The organism is Rhodomicrobium vannielii ATCC 17100, from assembly GCF_000166055.1.
GTDB lineage: Bacteria > Pseudomonadota > Alphaproteobacteria > Rhizobiales > Rhodomicrobiaceae > Rhodomicrobium > Rhodomicrobium vannielii.
The window spans coordinates 1,127,169-1,147,567 of the sequence record NC_014664.1 but is presented as its reverse complement, the minus strand read 5'-3'; the positions used below and the strand labels follow the sequence as shown (position 1 = coordinate 1,147,567).

The 20,399-nt window shown below is 63.3% G+C and carries 15 protein-coding genes; 6 read left to right on the top strand and 9 right to left on the bottom strand.

Features of this window, described 5'->3' with window-relative positions; translation table 11 throughout:
- Window positions 1-70 precede the first annotated feature (70 nt).
- Complete coding sequence (locus RVAN_RS05180; RefSeq protein WP_013418709.1) at window positions 71-823, bottom strand: alpha/beta fold hydrolase; 753 nt, start codon at window positions 821-823, stop codon at window positions 71-73.
- A gap of 261 nt (window positions 824-1,084) precedes the next feature.
- On the opposite strand from RVAN_RS05180, the gene RVAN_RS05175 reads away from it, so the two are divergent.
- Window positions 1,085-2,023, top strand: coding sequence for a cation diffusion facilitator family transporter (locus RVAN_RS05175; RefSeq protein WP_013418708.1), 939 nt, complete (start codon window positions 1,085-1,087; stop codon window positions 2,021-2,023).
- 99 nt (window positions 2,024-2,122) lie between these two features.
- Here RVAN_RS05175 and yiaY read toward each other — a convergent pair whose 3' ends face one another.
- A complete protein-coding gene (gene yiaY / locus RVAN_RS05170; RefSeq protein ID WP_013418707.1) occupies window positions 2,123-3,274 on the bottom strand; it encodes an L-threonine dehydrogenase in 1,152 nt (383 codons plus the stop codon).
- A 332-nt stretch (window positions 3,275-3,606) separates the two neighbouring features.
- Between yiaY and RVAN_RS05165 the strand changes: the two genes are divergently transcribed.
- Complete coding sequence (locus RVAN_RS05165) at window positions 3,607-5,571, top strand: sigma-54-dependent Fis family transcriptional regulator (protein WP_210160454.1); 1,965 nt, start codon at window positions 3,607-3,609, stop codon at window positions 5,569-5,571.
- Here the strand turns inward: RVAN_RS05165 and RVAN_RS05160 are convergent.
- The 3 genes from RVAN_RS05160 to RVAN_RS05150 are packed head-to-tail and all read right to left on the bottom strand — an operon-like array spanning window position 5,563 to window position 8,484.
- Window positions 5,563-6,642 carry a FecCD family ABC transporter permease gene (locus RVAN_RS05160; RefSeq protein WP_013418705.1) on the bottom strand — a complete coding sequence of 360 codons (1,080 nt, stop codon included), beginning with the start codon at window positions 6,640-6,642 and terminating at the stop codon, window positions 5,563-5,565. The genes RVAN_RS05165 and RVAN_RS05160 overlap by 9 nt on opposite strands.
- Window positions 6,639-7,514, bottom strand: a complete 876-nt coding sequence (locus RVAN_RS05155) for a heme/hemin ABC transporter substrate-binding protein (RefSeq protein ID WP_013418704.1) — start codon at window positions 7,512-7,514, stop codon at window positions 6,639-6,641. Before RVAN_RS05155 ends, RVAN_RS05160 begins: the two co-directional genes overlap by 4 nt.
- 10 nt (window positions 7,515-7,524) lie before the next feature.
- The gene (locus RVAN_RS05150; RefSeq protein WP_013418703.1) at window positions 7,525-8,484 is read right to left on the bottom strand and encodes a hemin-degrading factor; all 960 of its coding nucleotides are present in this window, start codon (window positions 8,482-8,484) and stop codon (window positions 7,525-7,527) included.
- Window positions 8,485-8,805: 321 nt separating this feature from the next.
- Here RVAN_RS05150 and lgt point away from each other — a divergent pair, with 321 nt between their 5' ends.
- Window positions 8,806-9,654: a prolipoprotein diacylglyceryl transferase gene (gene lgt / locus RVAN_RS05145; RefSeq protein WP_013418702.1), complete on the top strand. Its 849-nt coding sequence runs from the start codon at window positions 8,806-8,808 to the stop codon at window positions 9,652-9,654.
- Window positions 9,655-9,660: 6 nt separating this feature from the next.
- Here the strand turns inward: lgt and RVAN_RS05140 are convergent, their stop codons facing one another.
- The gene (locus tag RVAN_RS05140; protein ID WP_013418701.1) at window positions 9,661-10,005 is read right to left on the bottom strand and encodes a HepT-like ribonuclease domain-containing protein; all 345 of its coding nucleotides are present in this window, start codon (window positions 10,003-10,005) and stop codon (window positions 9,661-9,663) included.
- Complete coding sequence (locus tag RVAN_RS05135; protein WP_041788338.1) at window positions 10,005-10,310, bottom strand: nucleotidyltransferase family protein; 306 nt, start codon at window positions 10,308-10,310, stop codon at window positions 10,005-10,007. The genes RVAN_RS05140 and RVAN_RS05135 overlap by 1 nt, the downstream gene beginning before the upstream one ends.
- A gap of 234 nt (window positions 10,311-10,544) precedes the next feature.
- Here RVAN_RS05135 and RVAN_RS05130 point away from each other — a divergent pair, with 234 nt between their 5' ends.
- Complete coding sequence (locus RVAN_RS05130; RefSeq protein WP_013418699.1) at window positions 10,545-11,507, top strand: hypothetical protein; 963 nt, start codon at window positions 10,545-10,547, stop codon at window positions 11,505-11,507.
- Window positions 11,508-11,519: 12 nt separating this feature from the next.
- Here RVAN_RS05130 and uvrA read toward each other — a convergent pair whose 3' ends face one another.
- Window positions 11,520-14,462 carry an excinuclease ABC subunit UvrA gene (uvrA, locus tag RVAN_RS05125; RefSeq protein WP_013418698.1) on the bottom strand — a complete coding sequence of 981 codons (2,943 nt, stop codon included), beginning with the start codon at window positions 14,460-14,462 and terminating at the stop codon, window positions 11,520-11,522.
- 276 nt (window positions 14,463-14,738) lie between these two features.
- Between uvrA and thrS the strand changes: the two genes are divergently transcribed.
- Both thrS and RVAN_RS05115 read left to right on the top strand, forming a co-directional pair.
- Window positions 14,739-16,661 (top strand): threonine--tRNA ligase, encoded by a 1,923-nt coding sequence (gene thrS / locus RVAN_RS05120; protein ID WP_013418697.1) that lies wholly within the window; start codon window positions 14,739-14,741, stop codon window positions 16,659-16,661.
- Window positions 16,662-16,919: 258 nt separating this feature from the next.
- On the top strand, window positions 16,920-18,179 hold the full coding sequence (locus RVAN_RS05115; protein ID WP_013418696.1) for a CPBP family glutamic-type intramembrane protease: 1,260 nt from the start codon (window positions 16,920-16,922) through the stop codon (window positions 18,177-18,179).
- A 25-nt stretch (window positions 18,180-18,204) separates the two neighbouring features.
- Here the strand turns inward: RVAN_RS05115 and RVAN_RS05110 are convergent, their stop codons facing one another.
- A complete protein-coding gene (locus tag RVAN_RS05110; RefSeq protein WP_013418695.1) occupies window positions 18,205-20,307 on the bottom strand; it encodes an acyltransferase family protein in 2,103 nt (700 codons plus the stop codon).
- Window positions 20,308-20,399: the final 92 nt, after the last annotated feature.

Here is a 20,399-nt window from a genome sequence, read left to right as displayed (position 1 = left end):
TCCCGCAGTCTAACCGATCGCTTCGAACTGTGCAAAGTTTTGCCAGTCGTTGCAGTTGCATAGAAAATAATCATGATCCCTGTCGCAGGAAGGTCAGCACACCGTCCTTGAAGGCGCGATCGCCGACGGCCTTCATGTGGTCGCGGCCCGGAATATCGAGCGTTTTCGCGCCCCGGATCGCGTCGGCCAGCGGTCCGGGCGGTCCGGCGATGGTGTCGTCGGTGCCGACCGCGACGAGGACCGGCATTGTCAGCGTGGCGAGTTCGTCGCCGGGGATGCGGTCGCGCGATGCCTTGATGCACGCGGCGAGCGCCCGCCGGTCGCTCTTCGTCTGGTCCGCGAAGATGCGGAAGCCGCGCGCGTTTGCGTCGGCCACGGCTGCCGGATCGTCGGCCATAAGCGCGTCGGCGATGGGCTGCGGGTCGCCGACGCCGCTTATCATGTTTGCGCCGAGCCCCGCGAAGATCGCCCGCCGCACCCGCTCGGGATGGGCCAGCGCGAGGAACGCCGCGATGCGTGCTCCCATGGAATAGCCCATGACGTCCGCGCGGGCGATGTCGAGGTGATCGAGCAGGCGGCGCGCGTCTTCCGCCATCACTGGCCCCGCGTAGGCGTCCGGCTCGTAGAGCTTGCTGCTTGCGCCGTGGCCGCGATTATCGAAGGTCACGACGCGAAAGCCGTTACCGGTAAGCCAGCGGGTCCAGCCCGTGTCTTTCCAGTTCGTGGCCGCGTTTGACGCGAAGCCGTGAATGAGCAGGATCGGATCGCCTTCGCCCTCGACCGTGTAGGCTATGTCCACGCCATCCGATGAAAATACGCTCATGAAGCCTCCAACCGCGCCTCGCGGAATTTCGACGATGGCGCCGGAAAAGTAAAGTGGGCGTCCAAGGCAAGTTTGGGCTGCGGCAGGCGCAGCGGGACTCGAACGTCAAAATCGCTCCGCTGGCGGTGTCGCTCCCCCGCCACCCCGCGCGCGCCAAGTCTTTGTTCATCTCGCATCAACCGAAGAGCTGAATTCTTTAGTATCCACCAACGTCTCCGCAAGCTACGGTGTCCCGAAAGCAAGAAAAACTCGGCGGGTCGCATGCACGGACATAATCACGATAGCAGTCACGGCCACTCGCACGCCCATGCTCACGGCCACGCCCCGCAGAACTTTCAATCGGCTTTCGCCATCGCCGTGGGGCTCAATATCGCGCTTGTCGCGGCGCAGGTCGTCTATGGCGTGATCGCGAACTCCGTGGCGCTCCTCGCCGACGCCGGACACAACCTGTCCGATGTGTTCGGCCTTCTGCTGGCCTGGGGGGCGGCGACGGCGGCAAAAAAACGGCCGACGGAGCGCTTCACCTATGGCTATCGCTCAACGTCGATCCTCGCAGCGCTCGCCAACGCCATCATCCTGCTGATCGCGGTGGGTGCCATCGCGCTCGAAGCCGCGCGGCGGTTTTTCTATCCCGAGCCGGTGGCTGCTGGCGGCGTGATGATCGCCTCCGCCATCGGTATTGTCATCAACGGCGGCACAGCGCTTTTGTTCATGCGCGGGCGGCACGGGGACATCAACATTCGCGGCGCTTACCTGCATCTCGCGGCAGACGCGGGCGTGTCGGTCGGCGTGCTGCTGGCGGCTTTCCTGATCTGGCAGACGGGCTGGATGTGGGTGGACCCACTGGTCAGCCTCGCGATTGCGGGCGTCATCGTGGCGGGAACCTGGGGCCTGTTGCGCGATTCGGTGAACATGGCGCTGCAAGCTGTGCCGCCCGGTATCGATCCGGTCGCGGTGCGCCGCCATCTCGAAGCGCTGCCCGGCGTCGCCTGCATCCACGATCTGCATATCTGGGCGATGAGCACCACCGAAACCGCGCTGACCTGTCATCTCGTGATGCCGGAAGGCCATCCGGGCGACGCCTTCATCGCGCGCGCCGGTCACGACTTGCACGAGGAATTCGGCATCGAGCATGTGACGCTGCAAATCGAGCGCGGCGATGCCGAGTCGTGCGCGCTCGCTCCCGATAACGTCGTTTGAGCCTACGCGCTCTTCCCAGGCAGAAAGAGGCTCGGGGCCAAACGCCAACCCCGAGCCAATCCGTCCTGAGTGGGAGGGGCGGACGGAAACCGTTTGAGCCTAGGCCGCCGCGCGGAAGATCGCCTCGATCTCGGCCTGGTTGGCCTGCTTCGGATTGGTGAAGCCGCAGGCGTCCTTCAGCGCGTTCGTGGCGAGTATGGGCACATCCTCATCCTTCATGCCAAGTCCGGTGAGGTTTGGCGGAATGCCTATATCCGTTGAGAGCCGCTGGATCGCATGGATGCACGCATCGGCGCCTTTCTCGTCCGACATACCCGTTGTGTCGACGCCCAGGGCGTGTCCCACATCCTTGAGCCGCGTCGCTGCGACCTGCGCGTTATACCTTTGAACATGCGGCAGCAGGATTGCGTTGCAGACGCCGTGCGGCAGGTCGTAGAAGCCGCCGAGTTGATGCGCCATCGCATGCACATAGCCGAGCGATGCGTTGTTGAACGCCATGCCCGCCATGAAGCCCGCATAGGACATCGCCTCGCGCGCGGCGAGGTTCTGCCCGTCGGCGACCGCATCGCGAAGGTTGTTCGAGATGATCGACACGGCTTTGAGCGCGCAGGCGTCCGTTATGGGCGTGGCGGCGATGGAAACGTAGGCCTCAATGGCATGGGTCAGCGCGTCCATGCCGGTGGCGGCGGTCAGCGGCGCAGGCTTGCCGAGCATCAGCACGGGATCGTTGACCGAGAGGATCGGCGTTGTGTGCCGATCCACGATGGCCATCTTCACGTGACGATCCTCGTCGGTGATGATGCAGAAGCGCGTCATTTCGCTCGCCGTGCCGGCCGTGGTGTTGATTGCGATCAGCGGGAGCTGCGGTTTGGGCGATTTGTCGACACCCTCGTAATCCTTGATGCTGCCGCCGTTGGTGGCTGTCAGCGCGATGCCTTTCGCGCAGTCGTGCGCGGAGCCGCCGCCGAGCGAGATCACGACATCGCAGTTTTCCTGCAGGAGCAGCGCGAGCCCGTCCTCGACGTTCTTAACGGTCGGGTTCGGCTGTGCACCGGGGAAGATCGCGCTCGACACACCGCGCTCGATAAGGAGGGAGGCGATTTTCTCCGCCGCGCCGAGCTTGAACATACCCATGTCCGTTACAATCAGCGCACGCTTGAAACCCTTGGCCTTCGCATGATCAGCAGCGCCCGAGAGGCAGCCCGCGCCGAAGAGATTGAGCGAGGGGATGAAAAAAGTGGTTTCCGCCATGGTGCTTTCCTTCCATGAGAGTTTTTTTGTCCGGCGGAAGCTGGTGCGCCAACGCGGCTTCTCCCGTTCTCCAAAAGCAGGGACGGTCGAGCGCCCTTGCTGCGGGCCCTGATAGCAGGGACCGTGCCAGAGTGCTAAGTCGCTGAAATATCGTGAATTCGCGATGTCTGCGCCGCCTCGCCACTCTGTGGCATTTCGTTACACTGTCCCGAAACGGGACAGCTGTTTCTTCGGTCGCGATGTTTTTCTTGCGTTGCAGCTGCTCTTTCGGTGAGAATGTTACCAAACACTAAGGATGCCCTCGAAGTGCATCCCGCCAGGGAGACATGCCGATGGAGAACGCTGCACGAGGCGCGTCGTCGATGGATCGCGCCCGCAGGATGCTCGACCGCGGAGAAATTCCGCCCGCCGCCCTCGTCGGCGCGACCGTCTCGCGAAGCTGGGAGCGATGTCTTGGCGCCGGGCTGGTTCCGTTCGGGCGGCTCAATGCCGAAGACCGCATCTCCACATCCCGCCTGAAGGAAACGCTGGAGCGTCGGCGCGAGCTTCTGACACGCGCCCGGCCGGTGATGGACTATCTCTATGCGCAGGTTCGCGGCTCCGGCAGCATGGTTGTCCTCGCCGACGAGCAAGGCGTGCTGATCGAGGCGCTGGGCGACGCCGAGTTCGTGGAGCGAGCATCTCGCGTGGCGCTCAAGCCCGGTGCGTCGTGGCACGAAACGAACCGGGGCACGAATGCCATCGGAACCGCCATCGTTGAAGGAACTGCCGTGCTTGTGCATGGCGCGGAGCATTTCCTTGAGCACAACCGCTTTCTGACCTGCGCCGCCGCGCCCGTGACAGGCTCCGACGGGCGGATTCTCGGCGTCATCGACGTGTCGGGCCACCATCGCGTGCGCCATCCGCATACGTCGGGGCTCGTCAGCGCGGCGAGCCATATGATCGAGAACCGGCTGTTCGAGCTTCATCACGAGAGCCAGATGCGGCTGCGCCTTCATCCGCAGGCGGAAGGTATCGGCACGCTCGCGGAAGGGCTTGTCGCGCTCGCCGAGGACGGTCGCATCGCGGGCGCGAACCACGCGGCGCGGGTGCTTCTCGACCTCCGCGCCGAAGATATTGGCCGAAAAGCGATCGGCTCCTTCCTGTCGCTCGACATGCCGAGCCTTTGCGATCTCGCCCATCGCCAGAATGGCCGCGTGGCGCCTACCGTGACCCGCGCCGGGCGGCAGCTTTGCCTTCGCATCGAACCGGGCAGCCGAATCGCGCCCGCGCATCGGCGGGATGCGCCCCGCGAGTTGCCGCTTCGCGACGCGCTCGCCGACCTCGACACGGGCGACGAGACGATGAAGCTCGTGATCGAGCGCGCGCGCAAGGTGGCTGGCAAGCCGATCCCGATCCTGCTTCAGGGCGAGTCGGGTGCAGGCAAGGAACGCGTTTCCGCCGCGATCCATGCTTCGGGCCCGCGCAAGGACGCGCCCTTCATCGCGGTGAACTGCGCGGCGCTGCCCGAGCATCTGATCGAGTCAGAGCTTTTCGGATATGCGCCCGGCGCTTTCACCGGCGCGCGCCGCGAGGGCTCGCCCGGTCGCATCCGCGAGGCGAACGGGGGCACACTGTTTCTCGACGAGATTGGAGACATGCCGCTTTCGCTGCAATCGCGCCTTTTGCGAGTGCTTCAGGAACGCGAGGTCGTGCCGCTCGGTGGAGGAAAGCCCGCGAAGGTGGATTTCGCGCTCATCGCAGCCAGCCACAAGCCGCTCAAGGCCGAGGTCGAGGCGGGTCGTTTCCGTTCCGACCTCTATTACCGGCTGAACGGCCTCACGCTGAAGCTTCCGGCGCTTCGTGCGCGCACCGATTTCATGGCCATCGTGGCGCGGATGCTCGCGGCGTTTGAGCCGGACAAGTCGCTGATGCTGGCCCCCGACGTCGCGGCCGCGTTCGCGCGTTATCGCTGGCCGGGCAATCTGCGCCAGCTATCGAATGCGCTGCTGTTCGCCTGCGCCGTGGTCGATCCGGGCGAGGTGATGATCGGCTGGCGGCATTTGCCGGACGATCTGATCGAGGATCTGCAAGACATCGACGCCCCCGCCGCGTCGGAGGGTGACGATGGCAGCGAGGCCGCATCGCTTCGCGCCAGTTCCGACAGCATGATCGAGCGGGCGGTGCTCGCGAGCGAGGGCAACATGTCGGAGGCCGCGCGCCGCCTCGGCATCAGCCGCAACACGCTCTATCGCAGGCTCAAGTCTTGCCCGCGACCGCGCCCGAAAATGCGGTCGGGCGAACCGCCGCTACAATAGCTCGCGGCGATAGCGACCGAGCAGCCACAGGAAGAAAGGTCCGCCGAGCGCGCTTGTGAGGATGCCGACCGGCAGCTCCGCAGGCGCAACCGCTGTCCGCGCGATAAGGTCCGCCGAGACGAGCAGCAGCGCGCCGAGCAGCGCCGATCCCGGCAGCACCACGCGGTGATCCGCGCCCGCGAACAGGCGCACGATATGCGGCGCGGCAAGCCCCACGAAACCGATAATGCCGGAGACGGCAACGGCCGCACCGGCACCGAGCGTCGACAGCATGATGACCTGGTTCTTGAGGCGACCGGCATTCACGCCGAGATGCTCCGCCTCCCGCTCGCCGAGCAGGTAGACGTTCAGCACCGGCGCGAGGCGCAGGAGGAGCACGGACGCCGCAATCATCGCGATGGCGGCGGGGATGAGGCTCGCCCAGTTCGTGCGGCCGAGGCTGCCGAGCGTCCAGAACGTGACCTGGCGCAGCTGTTCGTCCGTGCTGGCGAAGGAAAGATAGCCGAGCGCCGCGCCCGCAATCGCATTGATCGCGATGCCGGCGAGGATCAGCGACGAGCCGGACAACGCGCCCGCGCGTCGCGACAGGGCGTAGACGCCGAGCAGTGCCGCCATGCCGCCACCGAACGCCGCGACTGGAAGCGCGAAAGGTCCGGCGATGGCGAGCGCGCCCGGCATGACTGCGTTGCCGAGCACGATCACGAACGCGACGCCGAGCGCCGCCCCGCTCGACACGCCGATGATACCCGGGTCGGCCAGCGGATTGCGGAACAGCCCTTGCAAAGCCGCGCCGGAAAGGCCCAGCACCGCGCCGACGCACAGCCCGAGAGCGAGGCGCGGCATGCGGATGGACTGCACGATCTCGCCATATTGCCCTTGCGCGTCATGGAACGGCGAGAGCGCGCCGAAAACATCGCTGAGCGGGATCGGCACGGCCCCGATCACCAGCCCCGCGAGTGAGGCCACGCATAGCCCCGCTGCGAGGCACACGAGGAAAAGCCGTCTGGTTCTGTTCTGCGCCGCGCGCATGTCGCGGATGCGGGCACTCACATCGATGGCGGCGCTTGTCACAGCGCTCCTTTCTCCGCCGCTTTCTCGCGGATGGCGTGGGCGAAATCGGACAAAGCCTGCGGCAGGCGCGGGCCGAAGCTGAGGAGGTAGCTGCCTTCGCGGCCGAAGATGCGTTTCTCCTTCGCGGCGGGTGTGAGCCGGAGCGCGGCATTGCTCGCCACAGCGTCGACGCCGCCCATCTGTTGAAGCGTCTGGTCCATCAGCCCAATGGCTTCGGGCGACGCGGCGGCAGCGGCTTCCAGCGAGATCGGCTTGTAGCCGGTATGTGCGGCGAAGACGTTTTCGCCGCCCGCAAGCCGGATCAGCGAGTCAGCTGCGGTGCCCGTCCCGGCGGCCATCGGAGGCCCTCCACCAGCGGTGATGATGAAGAGAACGCGCGGGTGGCCCGGCAGGTCCGCGATCTCGGCTTTGGCCTTCGTGAGGTCTTGCGCAAGCTTCGCGGTGAGTGCTGCGCCAGCCGCCTTCGCATCGAGCGCATCCGCGACGGTCGTCACCTTCTGGAAAAGACCTTCGACGCTGTGCGGATCGGGAACGCGCACCACGCGCACGCCTGCGGATTCGATTTGCTTCAGAACCTCGGCAGGGCCCGCCCCGGCGGAAGCGATCACGATGTCGGGCTTGAGCGAAAGCACGCCCTCCGCGCCCAGCTGGCGCATGTAGCCGACATCGGGCACGCGTCCGGCCTCGGGCGGAAAGGAGGAAGTTGTGTCCCGACCGACGATGCGGCCGCCTTCGCCGAGCGCGAACACGATCTCGGTGACGTCGCCGCCGACGGTGACAACCCGCTTGCCGCTGTCGGCCGCGCGACTGGGGGAAAGCGCGGCCAGAACAAGAGCGGCCGCGAGCAACAGGAGCCGCGATACAGGCTTCATTCGAACCTCTTTACGCTGCATGAGAAAGGGAGAGGCTGTCCACGATCGCGCGCCACGTCGGGGATTGAGGCGTGCCGGGGCTACGCTCGCCAGCAATCTGCACGATGCGGCGGCCCGTGGCGTCGAAAAGTTCAAGCGAGGTGACGACGCCATCGGCGGAGGGCTCGCGCACTAACCACGCCGTGTCGACCCCGGCTTCGTGCAGGTGCATGTTGAAGCGCGGATCGAGGATGTTGTACCAGGGGCCGGTCGCCATGACCTTCGAGATCGGCCCGGTGTGGATCTGGATTGCGCCGGGATTGCCGACAACGACGCTGATCGGCGCGCCCGTTTCCGCCGCCTTTTCGAGAGCCACGCGCAGCGCGCCCGGCGCTACGCGGGTACCCTCGGCGGGGGGCGTCGTATCGGGGGCGCGCTCGTCCGCCGTTACATTCAGTTCGTTCGACTGGTCGGCATGCATGAAGCGCCCGACGATGGCATCGAAGGCGACGCGGTCGCTGTTTTCGGTGAGATAGACCTTGTGCACCGCCGTGCCGTCGGCATCGAAAAACTGAAGGCTGGTCATGATCATGCCCATCTCGCCCTCGTCGGTGAGTTTGTAGGCATGATGCCAGCGGTTCAGAAACAGCCGCAACTCCAGCCCGCCGCCATCGCGCACGCTGGCCGTTTCGCCTTCGATGACGACGGTTTCGAACGTGCCTTGCTTCTCGTGGACGCAGTGCTCGTTGCGTGTCAGCGCCAGAACCTCGCCCACGCCAGACAGCGCGCGCAGGATCTCCGGGAAATCGGGCTTGAGACGGATGGCCTCGTGACCGACCTTCGCCGCCACGAATTCCGCCTCGCTGACGCCGAGACGCGTGGCGGCATCGCGCGCGCGAAGCTTTTCCTCTTCCCTCAGCCGAAGCATGGCTTCCCTGAGTGCGCCGCCCCGAAGCCGCTCGCCACGGGCCGGGATGCCGTCGTCCAACATCCGGTCCTCCTCCGCCTGAATCTTGCCGGAGTATAGTCTGGGGCGAGGGCTGTCTTCAATGGTAAATATTTAATTTAGAACGATAATACTTTTAATATAGTCCAAATAGCGCGCGGGTAACGAAGCGCGACCAAGGCCGCGAAAACTCGCTTTTCTTGGCGCAGCAGAATTGGCCCAACCCTTCTGAACGATGGACCTTGCGCGAGGGTATCGCTCGGCCGTCCATCCCGGAACGCCCGCCTTCGCCGCATCAACCGCCGGTTGGCGCTCGCCCCGTCACCTGCTAAAGCGGAGCCAGCGAAGCGCGCGCGGAGGCTGGCGATGGACCTGATGGCGATTGCATTCCCGTTCAACGACCCCGTGGCGGTTCATATCGGGCCGCTCGGCGTGCGCTGGTATGGCCTTGCCTATATGGCCGGGCTGCTGCTCGGCTGGCTTTATATGCGACGGCTTTGCGCGGAGCCTCGGCTCTGGGGCGGCGCTTCGCCGGTGACGCCGCATCAGGCCGACGACTTCCTCTTCTGGGCGACGCTCGGCACGGTGATCGGCGGGCGGATCGGCTTTTTCCTGATGTACGAGCCGTCGATGCTCCTTCACGATCCCTTGCGCTTCTTCCGCATCTGGGAAGGCGGCATGGCTTTCCACGGCGGGCTCCTCGGCGTCGGCGTGGCGATCTGGATTTTCGCGCGGCTGAACCGCATCCCCGTGCGCTCGCTGATGGACCTGTCGGCGGCGGCGGTGCCGTTCGGGCTGTTCTTCGGGCGGCTGGCGAATTTCATCAACGGCGAGATTTACGGGCGGCTCAGCGATGTTCCGTGGGCGGTGGAGTTTCCCGCGCGCGTGCTGCTGGCGGGCGATGCCGCCGGGCCGCGCCACCCGGTGCAGCTTTACGAGGCCGCGCTTGAGGGCCTGGTGATGTTTGTCCTGCTACGTTACTTAACGCACAGCCGCCTCGCGCTGCGCGCGCCGGGGCTCGTGACGGGCGTCTTCCTCTCCGCTTATGGCGTTTTCCGCATCTTCGCCGAGTATTTCAAGGAGTGGGACTACGGCCAATTCTTCACGACGGCGTTTTTCTCGGAGGGCGTGGTGTATTCGCTGCCGATGATCGCGCTGGGGGTGACGTTTGTGGCGACCGCGCGGCGGGGGAGGGCGGAGCCGGTGACGGCGTAAGCACGCTTATTCGGGGCGGCTTGCAATGTCTTCAACCGCCGCTTTCAGCGGCTGCAAATCGGCCACGACAACTGCCCAGATCCGAGCGGGGTCGACGGCGTCATAGCCGTGTCGCAGGATGTTGCCGATGCCAGCAATATCGCGCCACGGAATGTGCGGGTACCGGTCTTTATCCTCTTGCGGGATATGCCGGACGGCTTCGGAAATGATGAGCAGATGGCGCTCGGTTGCCGCACGGAGCGGCTCGCTTGCTTCGAAATCCTGAAGGCTTTTGCCGCTCCAGTAGCCCTCGATTGCCGCGATGGAGCGTGAAACGTGACGAAGCCGATCTCCGACGGACGCTCGCGCCATTAGAATACCTCGACAATGTCGTCGGCGACGCGTCGCGCGAAATGGAGGTCGCGATTGACCATCTTTCGCTCGACGGGCGTTGTTTCGATCCCGGTGATGTCCGTTAACAGATTGGCGATCCCAGCCAGATCGACGAGCGAAAACCGCTCGCGCGCGGGGTCGATATCGATCAGCACGTCGAGGTCGCTCTGTTCTCCCACATCGCCGCGCACATAAGAGCCGAACAGCGCGAGATGCTGCACGCCGCGCGCCTGCAACAGCGTTCTTTGCGCGGAAAGCGTGGCGATGATGTCGTTGTGGCTCATGGCGATGATTTTGGCGGGGTGCGGATGGTTGTCAAGCGGTTGCGGGTACGATCGCAGCCGAGCGCACGCCTCACCCGCCAATGTGGAGCGGCCTCGAAAATTTCTTGTGGAGCGAATGCCGGGTCACTTAACAGGACAATAAAAATCTGACCTCTTCCAGCGAGCAGAGGTGATTCATGTTCCAATCAAATATTGTTTTCATTCTGGGGGCCGGTTCAAAGTCACGAGGCAGGTATGCCCCTTGGTAAAGACCTAAAGACCCAAGTCGCTTCCTGCCTGCACCTCGAAATCGATTCCTTTGGACGGCCGATTGCGGATCGCGCGATTCGGGAGGCGATCACGGAACATGTGGAAGCCGTGGGTGACTGGAGAAAAGACCTGTCTCCATATAGCAAGGCGTTTGAGATAATCAGAAGAGGCGCACCACACGCTGCCTCCATCGACAATTTGCTATCAGCCCATGAATCCAATGAAATGGTAAAATTGTTCGGAAAAATGGCCATCTGTAAATGCATATTAGAGGCTGAAAGGCATTCTCAGATATATTGCTCAAGTGGAACTGAACTAGCTAATAAGATGGAAGAAACTTGGTTTTTGGATATTTTTAGAATGCTATGCGCCGACGTTTCGTCAGATAATCTGCGAAAAATTTTTCACGGAGTTTCTTTTATTAATTATAATTATGACCGATGTATACAGCAATATCTCTGCAAGGCGATACAGGAATACTATAACATTGATAGCGCTAGGGCGCTTGAGTTGGTTGACGAGCTCACGGTGATATATCCGTATGGCCACATCGGAAAGCTTGCTGAATCAGGGAATAACCTGCATTTTGGCGGTGAAGCTAATGGGAAGAAGCTCATTGAGATATCCTCTGGGATTAAAACGTTCTCTGAGCAAATAAAATACGCTAGTGATAAAATTCGTATTAGAAATACTCTAAGTAAGGCAGATATAATTGTTTTTCTCGGATTTCACTTCCATAAACAAAATATCGAGCTTTTAGAAATAAATGAATTGGTTATGCGAGATAGGCGCATTTTCTTCACAGCGCTCGGCTCCTCCGAAGGAGATCGAAAATATATTATTTCAAAAATTCAATCAACCTTTAATATATCTGCAGATGCGATCATGAGTCACGATGGTTCTTGTCACTCCCTAATGCAGTCCTACGGACGAGCACTTCAAGCTTGAAAAGCTAAATGATCACTCAGCAGCCCGCGCCACCTTCGCCTTGCCCTTCGCGGCGGGGCGGCGCTTGAGCAGCTCCTTCAAGAACTGCCCGGTATAGCTGCCCCCCGCCTCCGCGATGTCCTCCGGGCGGCCCTCCGCCACGATGCGGCCGCCGCCGTCGCCGCCCTCGGGGCCGAGGTCGATCACCCAGTCGGCGGTCTTGATCACTTCGAGATTGTGCTCGATCACAGCCACCGTGTTGCCCGCGTCCACTAGCTGGTGCAGCACTTCGAGCAGCTTCGCCACGTCGTGGAAATGCAACCCCGTGGTCGGCTCGTCGAGGATGTACAGCGTCTTGCCGGTGGCGCGCCGCGACAGCTCCTTTGACAGCTTCACACGCTGCGCCTCGCCGCCCGACAGCGTCGTCGCCTGCTGGCCCACCTTGATGTAGCCGAGGCCGACGCGTTGCAGCGTCTCCATCTTGTCGCGCACGGAGGGCACTGCCTTGAAGAACTCGGCCGCCTCGTCCACCGTCATGTCGAGCACGTTGGCGATGGACTTGCCCTTGAACTTGATGTCGAGCGTCTCGCGATTGTAGCGGTGGCCTTTGCAGACGTCGCACGTCACATAGACGTCCGGCAGGAAGTGCATCTCGATCTTGATGACGCCGTCGCCCTGGCACGCCTCGCAGCGCCCGCCCTTCACGTTGAACGAAAAGCGCCCCGGCAGATAGCCGCGCGCCTTCGATTCGGGCAGCCCCGCGAACCAGTCGCGGATCGGGCCGAACGCGCCCGTGTAGGTGGCCGGGTTCGAGCGCGGCGTGCGGCCGATGGGCGACTGGTCGATGTCGATGACCTTGTCGAGAAACTCGATGCCGTCGAGCGCGTCGAACGGTTCGGGCGTCTCGCCGCCGCCGTTGAGCCGCCGCGACGCTGCTTTCTGGATCGTCTCGATGAGGAGCGTGGACTTGCCGCCGCCCGAAACGCCCGTCACCGCCGTGAAGCAGCCGAGCGGGATCGACGCCGTGACGTCCTTCAGATTGTTGCCGCGCGCGCCCCGCACGGTCAGCATGCGGCGCTTGTCGATCTTGCGGCGCGCCGTCGGCAGCGGCACCTCGCGCTTGCCGGTGAGATATTGCCCGGTGAGGCTCTCTGGGTGCGCCTTGATGTCGGCGGGCGTGCCTTCCGCGATCACGCGCCCGCCATGGACGCCCGCACCGGGGCCGATGTCGACCACATGGTCGGCGGTGAGGATCGCGTCCTCGTCATGCTCGACCACGATCACCGAATTGCCGAGGTCGCGCAGATGCTTCAGCGTGTCGAGCAGGCGCGCGTTGTCGCGCTGGTGGAGGCCGATGGACGGCTCGTCGAGCACATAGAGCACGCCCGTCAGCCCCGACCCGATCTGCGAGGCGAGGCGGATGCGCTGGCTTTCGCCGCCGGACAGCGTACCCGAGTTGCGCGACAGCGCGAGATAATCGAGGCCGACGTCGTTCAGGAAGCGTAGGCGCTCGCGGATTTCCTTCAGAATGCGCGTCGCGATTTCGTTCTGCTTCGCGGTCAGCTTGCCCGACAGCGTCGCGAACCAGTCGTTCGCCGCCTTGATCGACAGGCGCGACGCCTCGCCGATATGGAGCCCGTCGATCTTCACCGCGAGTGCCTGCGGCTTCAGGCGGAAGCCGTTGCATTCCTCGCAGGGCTGGTTCGACTGATAGCGCGAAAGCTCCTCGCGCACCCACTGGCTGTCCGTTTCCTTCCAGCGCCGCTCGATATTCGTGACGACGCCCTCGAAAGCCTTGCGCGTTGTGTAGGTGCGCATGCCGTCGTCATAAATGAACGCGATCACCTCGCCGCCCGAGCCAAACAGGATCGTGTCCTGCACCTTTTTCGGCAGCTTGCTCCACGGCGTATCCATGGACACGTTGAAGTGCGCGGCGATGGCGTCGAGCGTCTGCGTGTAATAGGGCGAGGTGTTGCCCGTGCGCGCCCACGGGACGATTGCGCCCTTGCGCAAGCTGAGCGACTGATCGGGCACGACGAGTTGCGGCTCGAACTTAAGCTCCGTGCCGAGGCCGTCGCATTTCGGGCAGGCGCCGAACGGGTTGTTGAACGAGAACAGGCGCGGCTCGATCTCGTCGATGGTGAAGCCCGAGACGGGGCAGGCGAAGCGCTGCGAGAAGGTGATGCGGCGCGGCTCGTCGGGCTTCGGCGCGGACTTTTTCTTCTTGCCGCCCGCATCCGGCTCGGCCTTGGGCGCGTCGGCGAATTCCACGATGGCGATGCCGTCCGCGAGTTCCAGCGCTGTCTCGAAGCTGTCCGCAAGCCGCGTGCCGATATCGCCGCGCACCACGATACGATCCACGACAACGTCGATGTCGTGCTTGAATTTCTTGTCGAGCGCCGGCGCGTCCGGGATTTCGTAGAACGTGCCGTCGATCTTCACGCGCTGAAAGCCGCGCTTCTGGAGGTCGGCGAGTTCCTTCCGGTATTCGCCCTTGCGGCCGCGGATCATCGGCGCGAGCAGGTAAAGCCGCGTGCCCTCGGGCAATTCGAGCACGCGATCCACCATCTGGCTGACGGTCTGGCTCTCGATGGGAAGCCCGGTCGCGGGCGAATAGGGCACACCGACGCGCGCCCACAGCAGACGCATGTAGTCGTAGATTTCGGTGACGGTGCCGACGGTGGAGCGCGGGTTGCGGCTCGTCGTCTTCTGCTCGATGGAGATGGCGGGCGACAGGCCGTCGATGAGATCGACGTCCGGCTTCTGCATCATCTCCAGAAACTGCCGCGCATAAGCCGACAGGCTTTCGACATAGCGACGCTGGCCCTCGGCATAGATCGTGTCGAAGGCGAGGCTCGATTTGCCGGAGCCGGACAGGCCCGTGATGACCACGAGCTTTTCGCGCGGAATGTCGAGCGAGACGTTCTTGAGGTTATGCTCGCGCGCGCCGCGTATCGCGATATGTGTCTGTGTCAAGGAATTCCTGTCCCTGCGCGTTCTGCCGCAGGTTATAGCGCCTTAGCTCGGTCCGGTCGCGCGGAATTTAAAGGGGAAGGCGATTGTGCCCGGCTTTGCAATGGCAGCGCAACCGGAGCGAATTGTCATAAGTTGCGATTTTGCCGCGCCTTGCAAGTCTTGTCCCAGCCCTGCCGCCCCCAACCCCCGCGGTCTTGACATCGGGCGACGCAAACGCCAATACGGTGCCATCCCAATATCTTACCCGCGCAAGTAGGCGGGAGTGAGAGGCACACCATGATTACACTGACTTTCCCAGACGGTTCCGCACGTTCATTCGACGCCGCCATCACAGGCGCGGAACTTGCCGCATCCATCTCGAAATCGCTGGCGAAAAAGGCCGTCGCGGTCGTCCTCGACGGGCAGCTCGCGGACCTCGCTGACCCGATCGCGACCGACGCGCGCGTCAGGATCGTGACCCGCGACGACCCCGAAGCGCTGGAACTCATCCGCCACGACGCCGCCCATGTGATGGCCGAGGCCGTGCAGGAGCTTTTCCCCGGCACGCAGGTCACCATCGGCCCCGTCATCGAGAACGGCTTCTATTACGATTTTTACCGCGCCGAGAGCTTCACGCCCGACGACCTCGCCAAGATCGAGGAGAAGATGCGCGAGATCATCGCGGCCGATAAGCCCTTCGTGAAGGAAGTGTGGTCGCGTGCCAAGGCGCAGGACTTCTTCGCGGCGGAAGGCGAGGGCTTCAAGGTCGAACTGATCGACGCCATCCCCGAGGGGCAGGATCTCAAGATCTACCGCCAGGGCGATTGGCTCGACCTGTGCCGCGGCCCGCATCTGCCCTCCACCGGCAAGGTCGGCAAGGCGTTCAAGCTGATGCGCCTCGCCGGCAGCTATTGGCGCGGCGACTCGAACCGCGAGCAGCTCCAGCGCATCTACGGCACCGCATGGGCGAGCGACGAGCAGCTCAAGTCTTATCTCACCATGCTTGAGGAAGCCGAGAAGCGCGATCATCGCCGCCTCGGACGCGAGATGGATCTGTTCCACCTTCAGGAGGAAGCGCCGGGTTCGGTGTTCTGGCACCCGAAGGGCTGGACGGTGTTCCAGGCGCTCATCGCGTTCATGCGTCGCCGCCAGCATGCGAGCGGCCATGTCGAGGTGAACTCGCCCGACATGATGGAACGGAAGCTCTGGGAGCAATCCGGCCACTGGGAAAAGTTCGGCGAGAACATGTTCGTCACCGAGACGCCCGACGAGCGCGTGTTCTGCTGCAAGCCGATGAACTGCCCCGGCCACATCCAGATCTTCAAGAACGGGCTGAAGAGCTATCGCGACCTGCCGCTGCGCATCGCGGAGTTCGGCAAGGTGCACCGCTACGAGCCGTCGGGCGCGCTCCACGGCATCATGCGCGTGCGCCACTTCACGCAGGACGACGCGCACATCTTCTGCACGCCGGAGCAGATCACGGAAGAATGCGTGCATCTGAACAGCCTCCTGCTGTCGATCTATCGCGACTTCGGCTTCGAGGACGTCGTCATCAAGCTATCGACGCGGCCCGAGAAGCGCGTCGGCTCCGATGAGGTGTGGGACAAGGCCGAAGCGGCGCTGAAAGCCGCCGTGGAAGCCGCGGGCGAGCCTTATACGCTCAACCCCGGCGAAGGCGCGTTCTATGGGCCGAAGCTCGAATATACGCTGCGCGACGCCATCGGCCGCGAATGGCAGTGCGGCACGATCCAGCTCGACTTCAACCTGCCGGTGCGGCTCGGCGCGTTTTACATCGGCGAGGACGGCGCGAAGCATACGCCGGTGATGATCCACCGCGCGCTGTTCGGCAGTCTGGAGCGCTTCATCGGCATCCTGATCGAGAACTACGCCGGGCACCTGCCGCTGTGGCTCTCGCCGGTGCAGACGATGGTGGCGACCATCGTTTCCGACGCCGATGCCTATGCGGGCGAGGTCGAGGCGGCGTTGGTTGCGGCGGGCGTCCGTGCCGAGACCGATCTTCGCAACGAGAAGATCAACTACAAGGTGCGTGAGCACAGCCTCGCGAAGGTGCCGGTGATGTTCGTCGTCGGCAAGCGCGAGGCGGAGGAGCGGACCGTTTCGGTGCGCAGGCTCGGCAGTCAGGCGCAGGAGACGCTGTCGCTCGACGAGGCAATCGCGCGGATCGCGACGGAGGCGGTGCCGCCGGATCTGCGCCGGTAGCGTCGGCAACAAGAACTGAGCGAAAGGCCGGGCATTCCCGGCCTTTTTTGTGCGCGCTGCTCCATCTTGGCCGCAGCGTCAACGTGTCCAATTGTAATGAAATGTGAAACGCGAAGCGCTTCCGATTCAGCTACTCTTGGTAGCATACGAAAGCATAACAGGCATGCGCATCGGGATCGTTTTATCATTACGTGGTTTTGAAGAGCATACACTGGAGAAAAACGATAAGCTGGACCTGAAGAACGGTTTTTGGAACATATGGTTGAATTGGCAAACACTCTGGCCGCCCCGGCTCTGCCTCGCCTTCACGCGAGGGTAAGAAACAACTCTATCGAGATTCCCAGAAACCCTCTGTTTTCCAGCCTTACGCGGCAGCAGATCAGGATCATCCTCCCGCATATCAAGTATAAGCGCTTCAAGACCGGACGCGAAATCCTGTCCGAGGGGCAAAGAAACCCCGGAAAAATCTTCATCGTCATCGAAGGGCAGGTGGCGGCCACGAAACTCGGGCTTTCGCCCATCGAAGGGCTGCCGACATCCTACGAGATCGGCCTGATGCGCCGCGGCGACATCTTCGGCGAACTGTCTTTTGTTGACGGAAAGCCGAGCGCGTTGACGTTCACGGCGACGGTTGAGGCGACGGTCGCGGTGCTCGACCTCAGCGGTTCGGCCCGCCGACGCACCACAAGGCGGCTCAGGGAGATCGTAACAAGCAAGCTTCGCCATCGCATCGCCCGGCACGCCGACGACTCGGTGACCTTGCGCGTGAACACCCTTCAGCTCGAAAACGAATTCTCCGCCTACCGCAACGGCGTCGGACACATCGTCGTCACCACCTTGTGTCTTCTGTCGTTCTACACGCTGACGCTCAGCTTTCTGCCCGCCTTCAAGAGTGTGGCGCACGCGAATTTCGCGCTTTCTCCGCTGATCATCCTGCTGTTCAGCCTGTCCTTCATCCCAATCATCGCGACAAGCGGTTTTCCTTTGAGCTTCTTCGGGCTCCAACTGCGCAACTGGCGTCCTGCATTAGCTTACTCGCTACGCATGTCGCTGCTGTTCATCCTGTTCTTCCTCGCGGTGAAGTGGGTGCTGATCCATACCACCCAAAGCTTTGCGGACGTGTCGCTGATCGACGGCGCTGACGTCCAGATGGAAGGGCACCTTGGGACGAATTCGGCGTGGTACTGGGTCGCGCTCGCGGTCTATCTGTTGCTGACCCCGATGCAGGAGTTCGTGGCGCGCTCCGGCATTCAGGCGCCGCTCTACGCCTTCCTTCATGGCAGCGAATTGAAGCGCCGCTGGGCGTCGATCCTGGCATCAAACCTCGTGTTTGCGGCGGCTCACGCGCATATCAGTCTCGCCTTCGCGCTCGCCGCGTTCCTGCCCGGCATCTTGTGGGGCTGGATCTTCGCCCGGACGAACTCGCTGATGGCGGCGACCGTCTCGCATATCCTCATCGGCGGCTCGGGGATGTTCCTTTTCGGCGTGGAGACTATGGTCGAGAGGCTTTCGGCCTGAGGCTGTCGCGCCCATCGCCGCCGCTCTATCGGGAAGCGCCTCCCTCGGGTTGGAAGGTGCTGGCCGCGAGATTGCCCGTCTCCATCGGAGAGGGAGCCCACGCGCTGTCGACCGACCGCGGCTCGGGTAAAGGAAGAAACGCCGCCGGGACCGTCGACCTGTAGGCGCTCACGAGCGATAGCGCGCCTTCCGCCGTCAGATGGTTATTATCGGAATAGAGGTGCTTGCCGTCGCGTACCGGTCGACACACATCGCCCTCGCACAGGGACTCTGCGGGCCAGAAAACCGCTACGTTGGGAGTGTCGTCGGCGATGGATCGCAGGAGATCGTTCGTCCAGCCGAATTGGGCGACATAGTCGTTGCGCGACACGAAATAGCAGTCCGTCCAGCCGAAAACATGTTTGTAGACGCCGAGACAGTGGCTTGTCGGCACGCGGATCTCCGGCACTTGAGCCATAAGCACCACCTTGATGCCCGCATCGGTAAGCCGCGAAACCGTTTCGCGCAGCGCTGCGGCGAAGACATCGCGCGACCGGCGCATGTCCGGCCTTTCGTAAAGGGTGCGCGTAGCGGTCGCGGTTTCCGCAAAACCCCAGCGCCCGGCGAGGATGACGACCCGCGGTCTTTTTTGCACGAGATCGGCGAGCACGGCGGCTTTCTGCTCGAAGCACTGCAAGACGTCGGCATTGCGCCGTTCGAAAGTGAGATAGACGCCCGCAACGGGCGTGCAGCGCGGCCGGTAAAGCGTCGTGGTGTCCCCGTATACGGCGGCGATGAGCGCTTGATAATGCCGCGCGTGAGAATCACCCCACATCACGACATCGTTCTTGGTGCCACCGTCGAGACGGCCCGTCTCGCATTTCTCAAGCCCCGGCGCGATTTCCGCGGATCTCGCACAAGACATCGGGGGCGCGAGGAAGGCGGCGTCCAGCTTTTCGATCAGGTCGGGCGAGAAGCGCCAACTGGCCCCGCCCGACAGCTGAAAATAGGCTCCGGTGGCGACGAGAACGGCCGCAAACGCCCCCGCGCCATAAGCGGGCAGGGTGAATGGCAGCGCAAAAACTCTCGGCCCAGACCGCTCCCGGCCAACGGAAGTCGCGGCGGACGCGGGGCGATGCCTGAACGGGCGCTCGACAAAACGCCACGAGGCCCAACCCGCCAGCACCGCCAGCGCGACGAGGAGGGCGCTCTCGGCGTGTGTCGGCTCGCGGATCATCACATATTTGGTGAGCGCGAACACCGGCCAGTGCCAAAGATATAGCGAATAGGAAATGAGGCCGAGGAACACGACGGGCTTCAGACGCAGCAGCGATCCGAAGCGCGTCCGGCGTCCCGTCTCGGCCCAGATTACGAAGGCGCAGCCGAGCACCGGGGGCAGAGCCGCCAAGCCGGGGAACGATGTCGTCTTGTCGTAGAACAAGACCGGCGCGATCATGAGCGAGAGGCCGGTGAGGGACACAGCTTCTGCGAGCTTGTGCGAGCGGATGGGCGGAGCGATGCCCACGGCGAGCAACGCGCCCGCGAGAAGCTCCCAGCCGCGCGAGGGGAGCTGATAGAAGGCGAATTCCGGCCGCAGGACCATGTGGATTTCCGAGACGATCAGCGAGCCCACGGCGAGCGCCACGAACAGCACCTTCGCCCGCCGCGCGCTTATCAAGGCGAGGACGCCGAGCAGGAGCGTCGGCCAGAGGATGTAGAACTGCTCCTCGACCGCAAGAGACCACATGTGCAGCAGCGGGTTTTGCTGCGAATCGGGATGGAAATAGGACATGCTCCCCATGAGGCGGATGTTTGCTGCGAACAGCACCGTATAGGCCAGCACGTTCCCGTAGCTCGCGAGGTCGTTCGTCGCCAAAAGCAGAAGGCACGCCCCCGACACAAGCGCCAGCATCGCGAATAATGCCGGCAGGATGCGCCGGGCACGGCGGGCGTAGAAGTCGAGATAGGAGAATCCGCCCTCGTTTCGCGCCTTCAACATGATGGACGTGATGAGATAGCCGGAGATGACGAAGAAGATGTCCACGCCGACATAGCCGCCCGCGAAGACGGGGCTTCCGGTGTGGAACAGAACCACGGACGCGATGGCAACGGCGCGAAGGCCGTCCACCTCCGGGCGATAATTGATCATGCGGCGCTCCACCCCTGGTGGGGCGAGTTTGACATCTGAGTCCCGGTTGCTGTCAGCCTCTCGCTCAATCGTCAAATTCAAAGGCTCCACTG

Coding starts and splice junctions, on each gene's coding strand:
- RVAN_RS05150 (WP_013418703.1), bottom strand. CDS start 8,484: ATGTTGGACGACGGCATCCCGGCCCGTGGCGAGCGGCTTCGGGGCGGC.
- RVAN_RS05155 (WP_013418704.1), bottom strand. CDS start 7,514: ATGAAGCCTGTATCGCGGCTCCTGTTGCTCGCGGCCGCTCTTGTTCTG.
- RVAN_RS05110 (WP_013418695.1), bottom strand. CDS start 20,307: ATGATCAATTATCGCCCGGAGGTGGACGGCCTTCGCGCCGTTGCCATC.
- yiaY (WP_013418707.1), bottom strand. CDS start 3,274: ATGGCGGAAACCACTTTTTTCATCCCCTCGCTCAATCTCTTCGGCGCG.
- lgt (WP_013418702.1), top strand. CDS start 8,806: ATGGACCTGATGGCGATTGCATTCCCGTTCAACGACCCCGTGGCGGTT.
- RVAN_RS05165 (WP_210160454.1), top strand. CDS start 3,607: ATGGAGAACGCTGCACGAGGCGCGTCGTCGATGGATCGCGCCCGCAGG.
- RVAN_RS05175 (WP_013418708.1), top strand. CDS start 1,085: ATGCACGGACATAATCACGATAGCAGTCACGGCCACTCGCACGCCCAT.
- RVAN_RS05140 (WP_013418701.1), bottom strand. CDS start 10,005: ATGGCGCGAGCGTCCGTCGGAGATCGGCTTCGTCACGTTTCACGCTCC.
- RVAN_RS05180 (WP_013418709.1), bottom strand. CDS start 823: ATGAGCGTATTTTCATCGGATGGCGTGGACATAGCCTACACGGTCGAG.
- RVAN_RS05135 (WP_041788338.1), bottom strand. CDS start 10,310: ATGAGCCACAACGACATCATCGCCACGCTTTCCGCGCAAAGAACGCTG.
- thrS (WP_013418697.1), top strand. CDS start 14,739: ATGATTACACTGACTTTCCCAGACGGTTCCGCACGTTCATTCGACGCC.
- RVAN_RS05130 (WP_013418699.1), top strand. CDS start 10,545: ATGCCCCTTGGTAAAGACCTAAAGACCCAAGTCGCTTCCTGCCTGCAC.
- RVAN_RS05115 (WP_013418696.1), top strand. CDS start 16,920: ATGGTTGAATTGGCAAACACTCTGGCCGCCCCGGCTCTGCCTCGCCTT.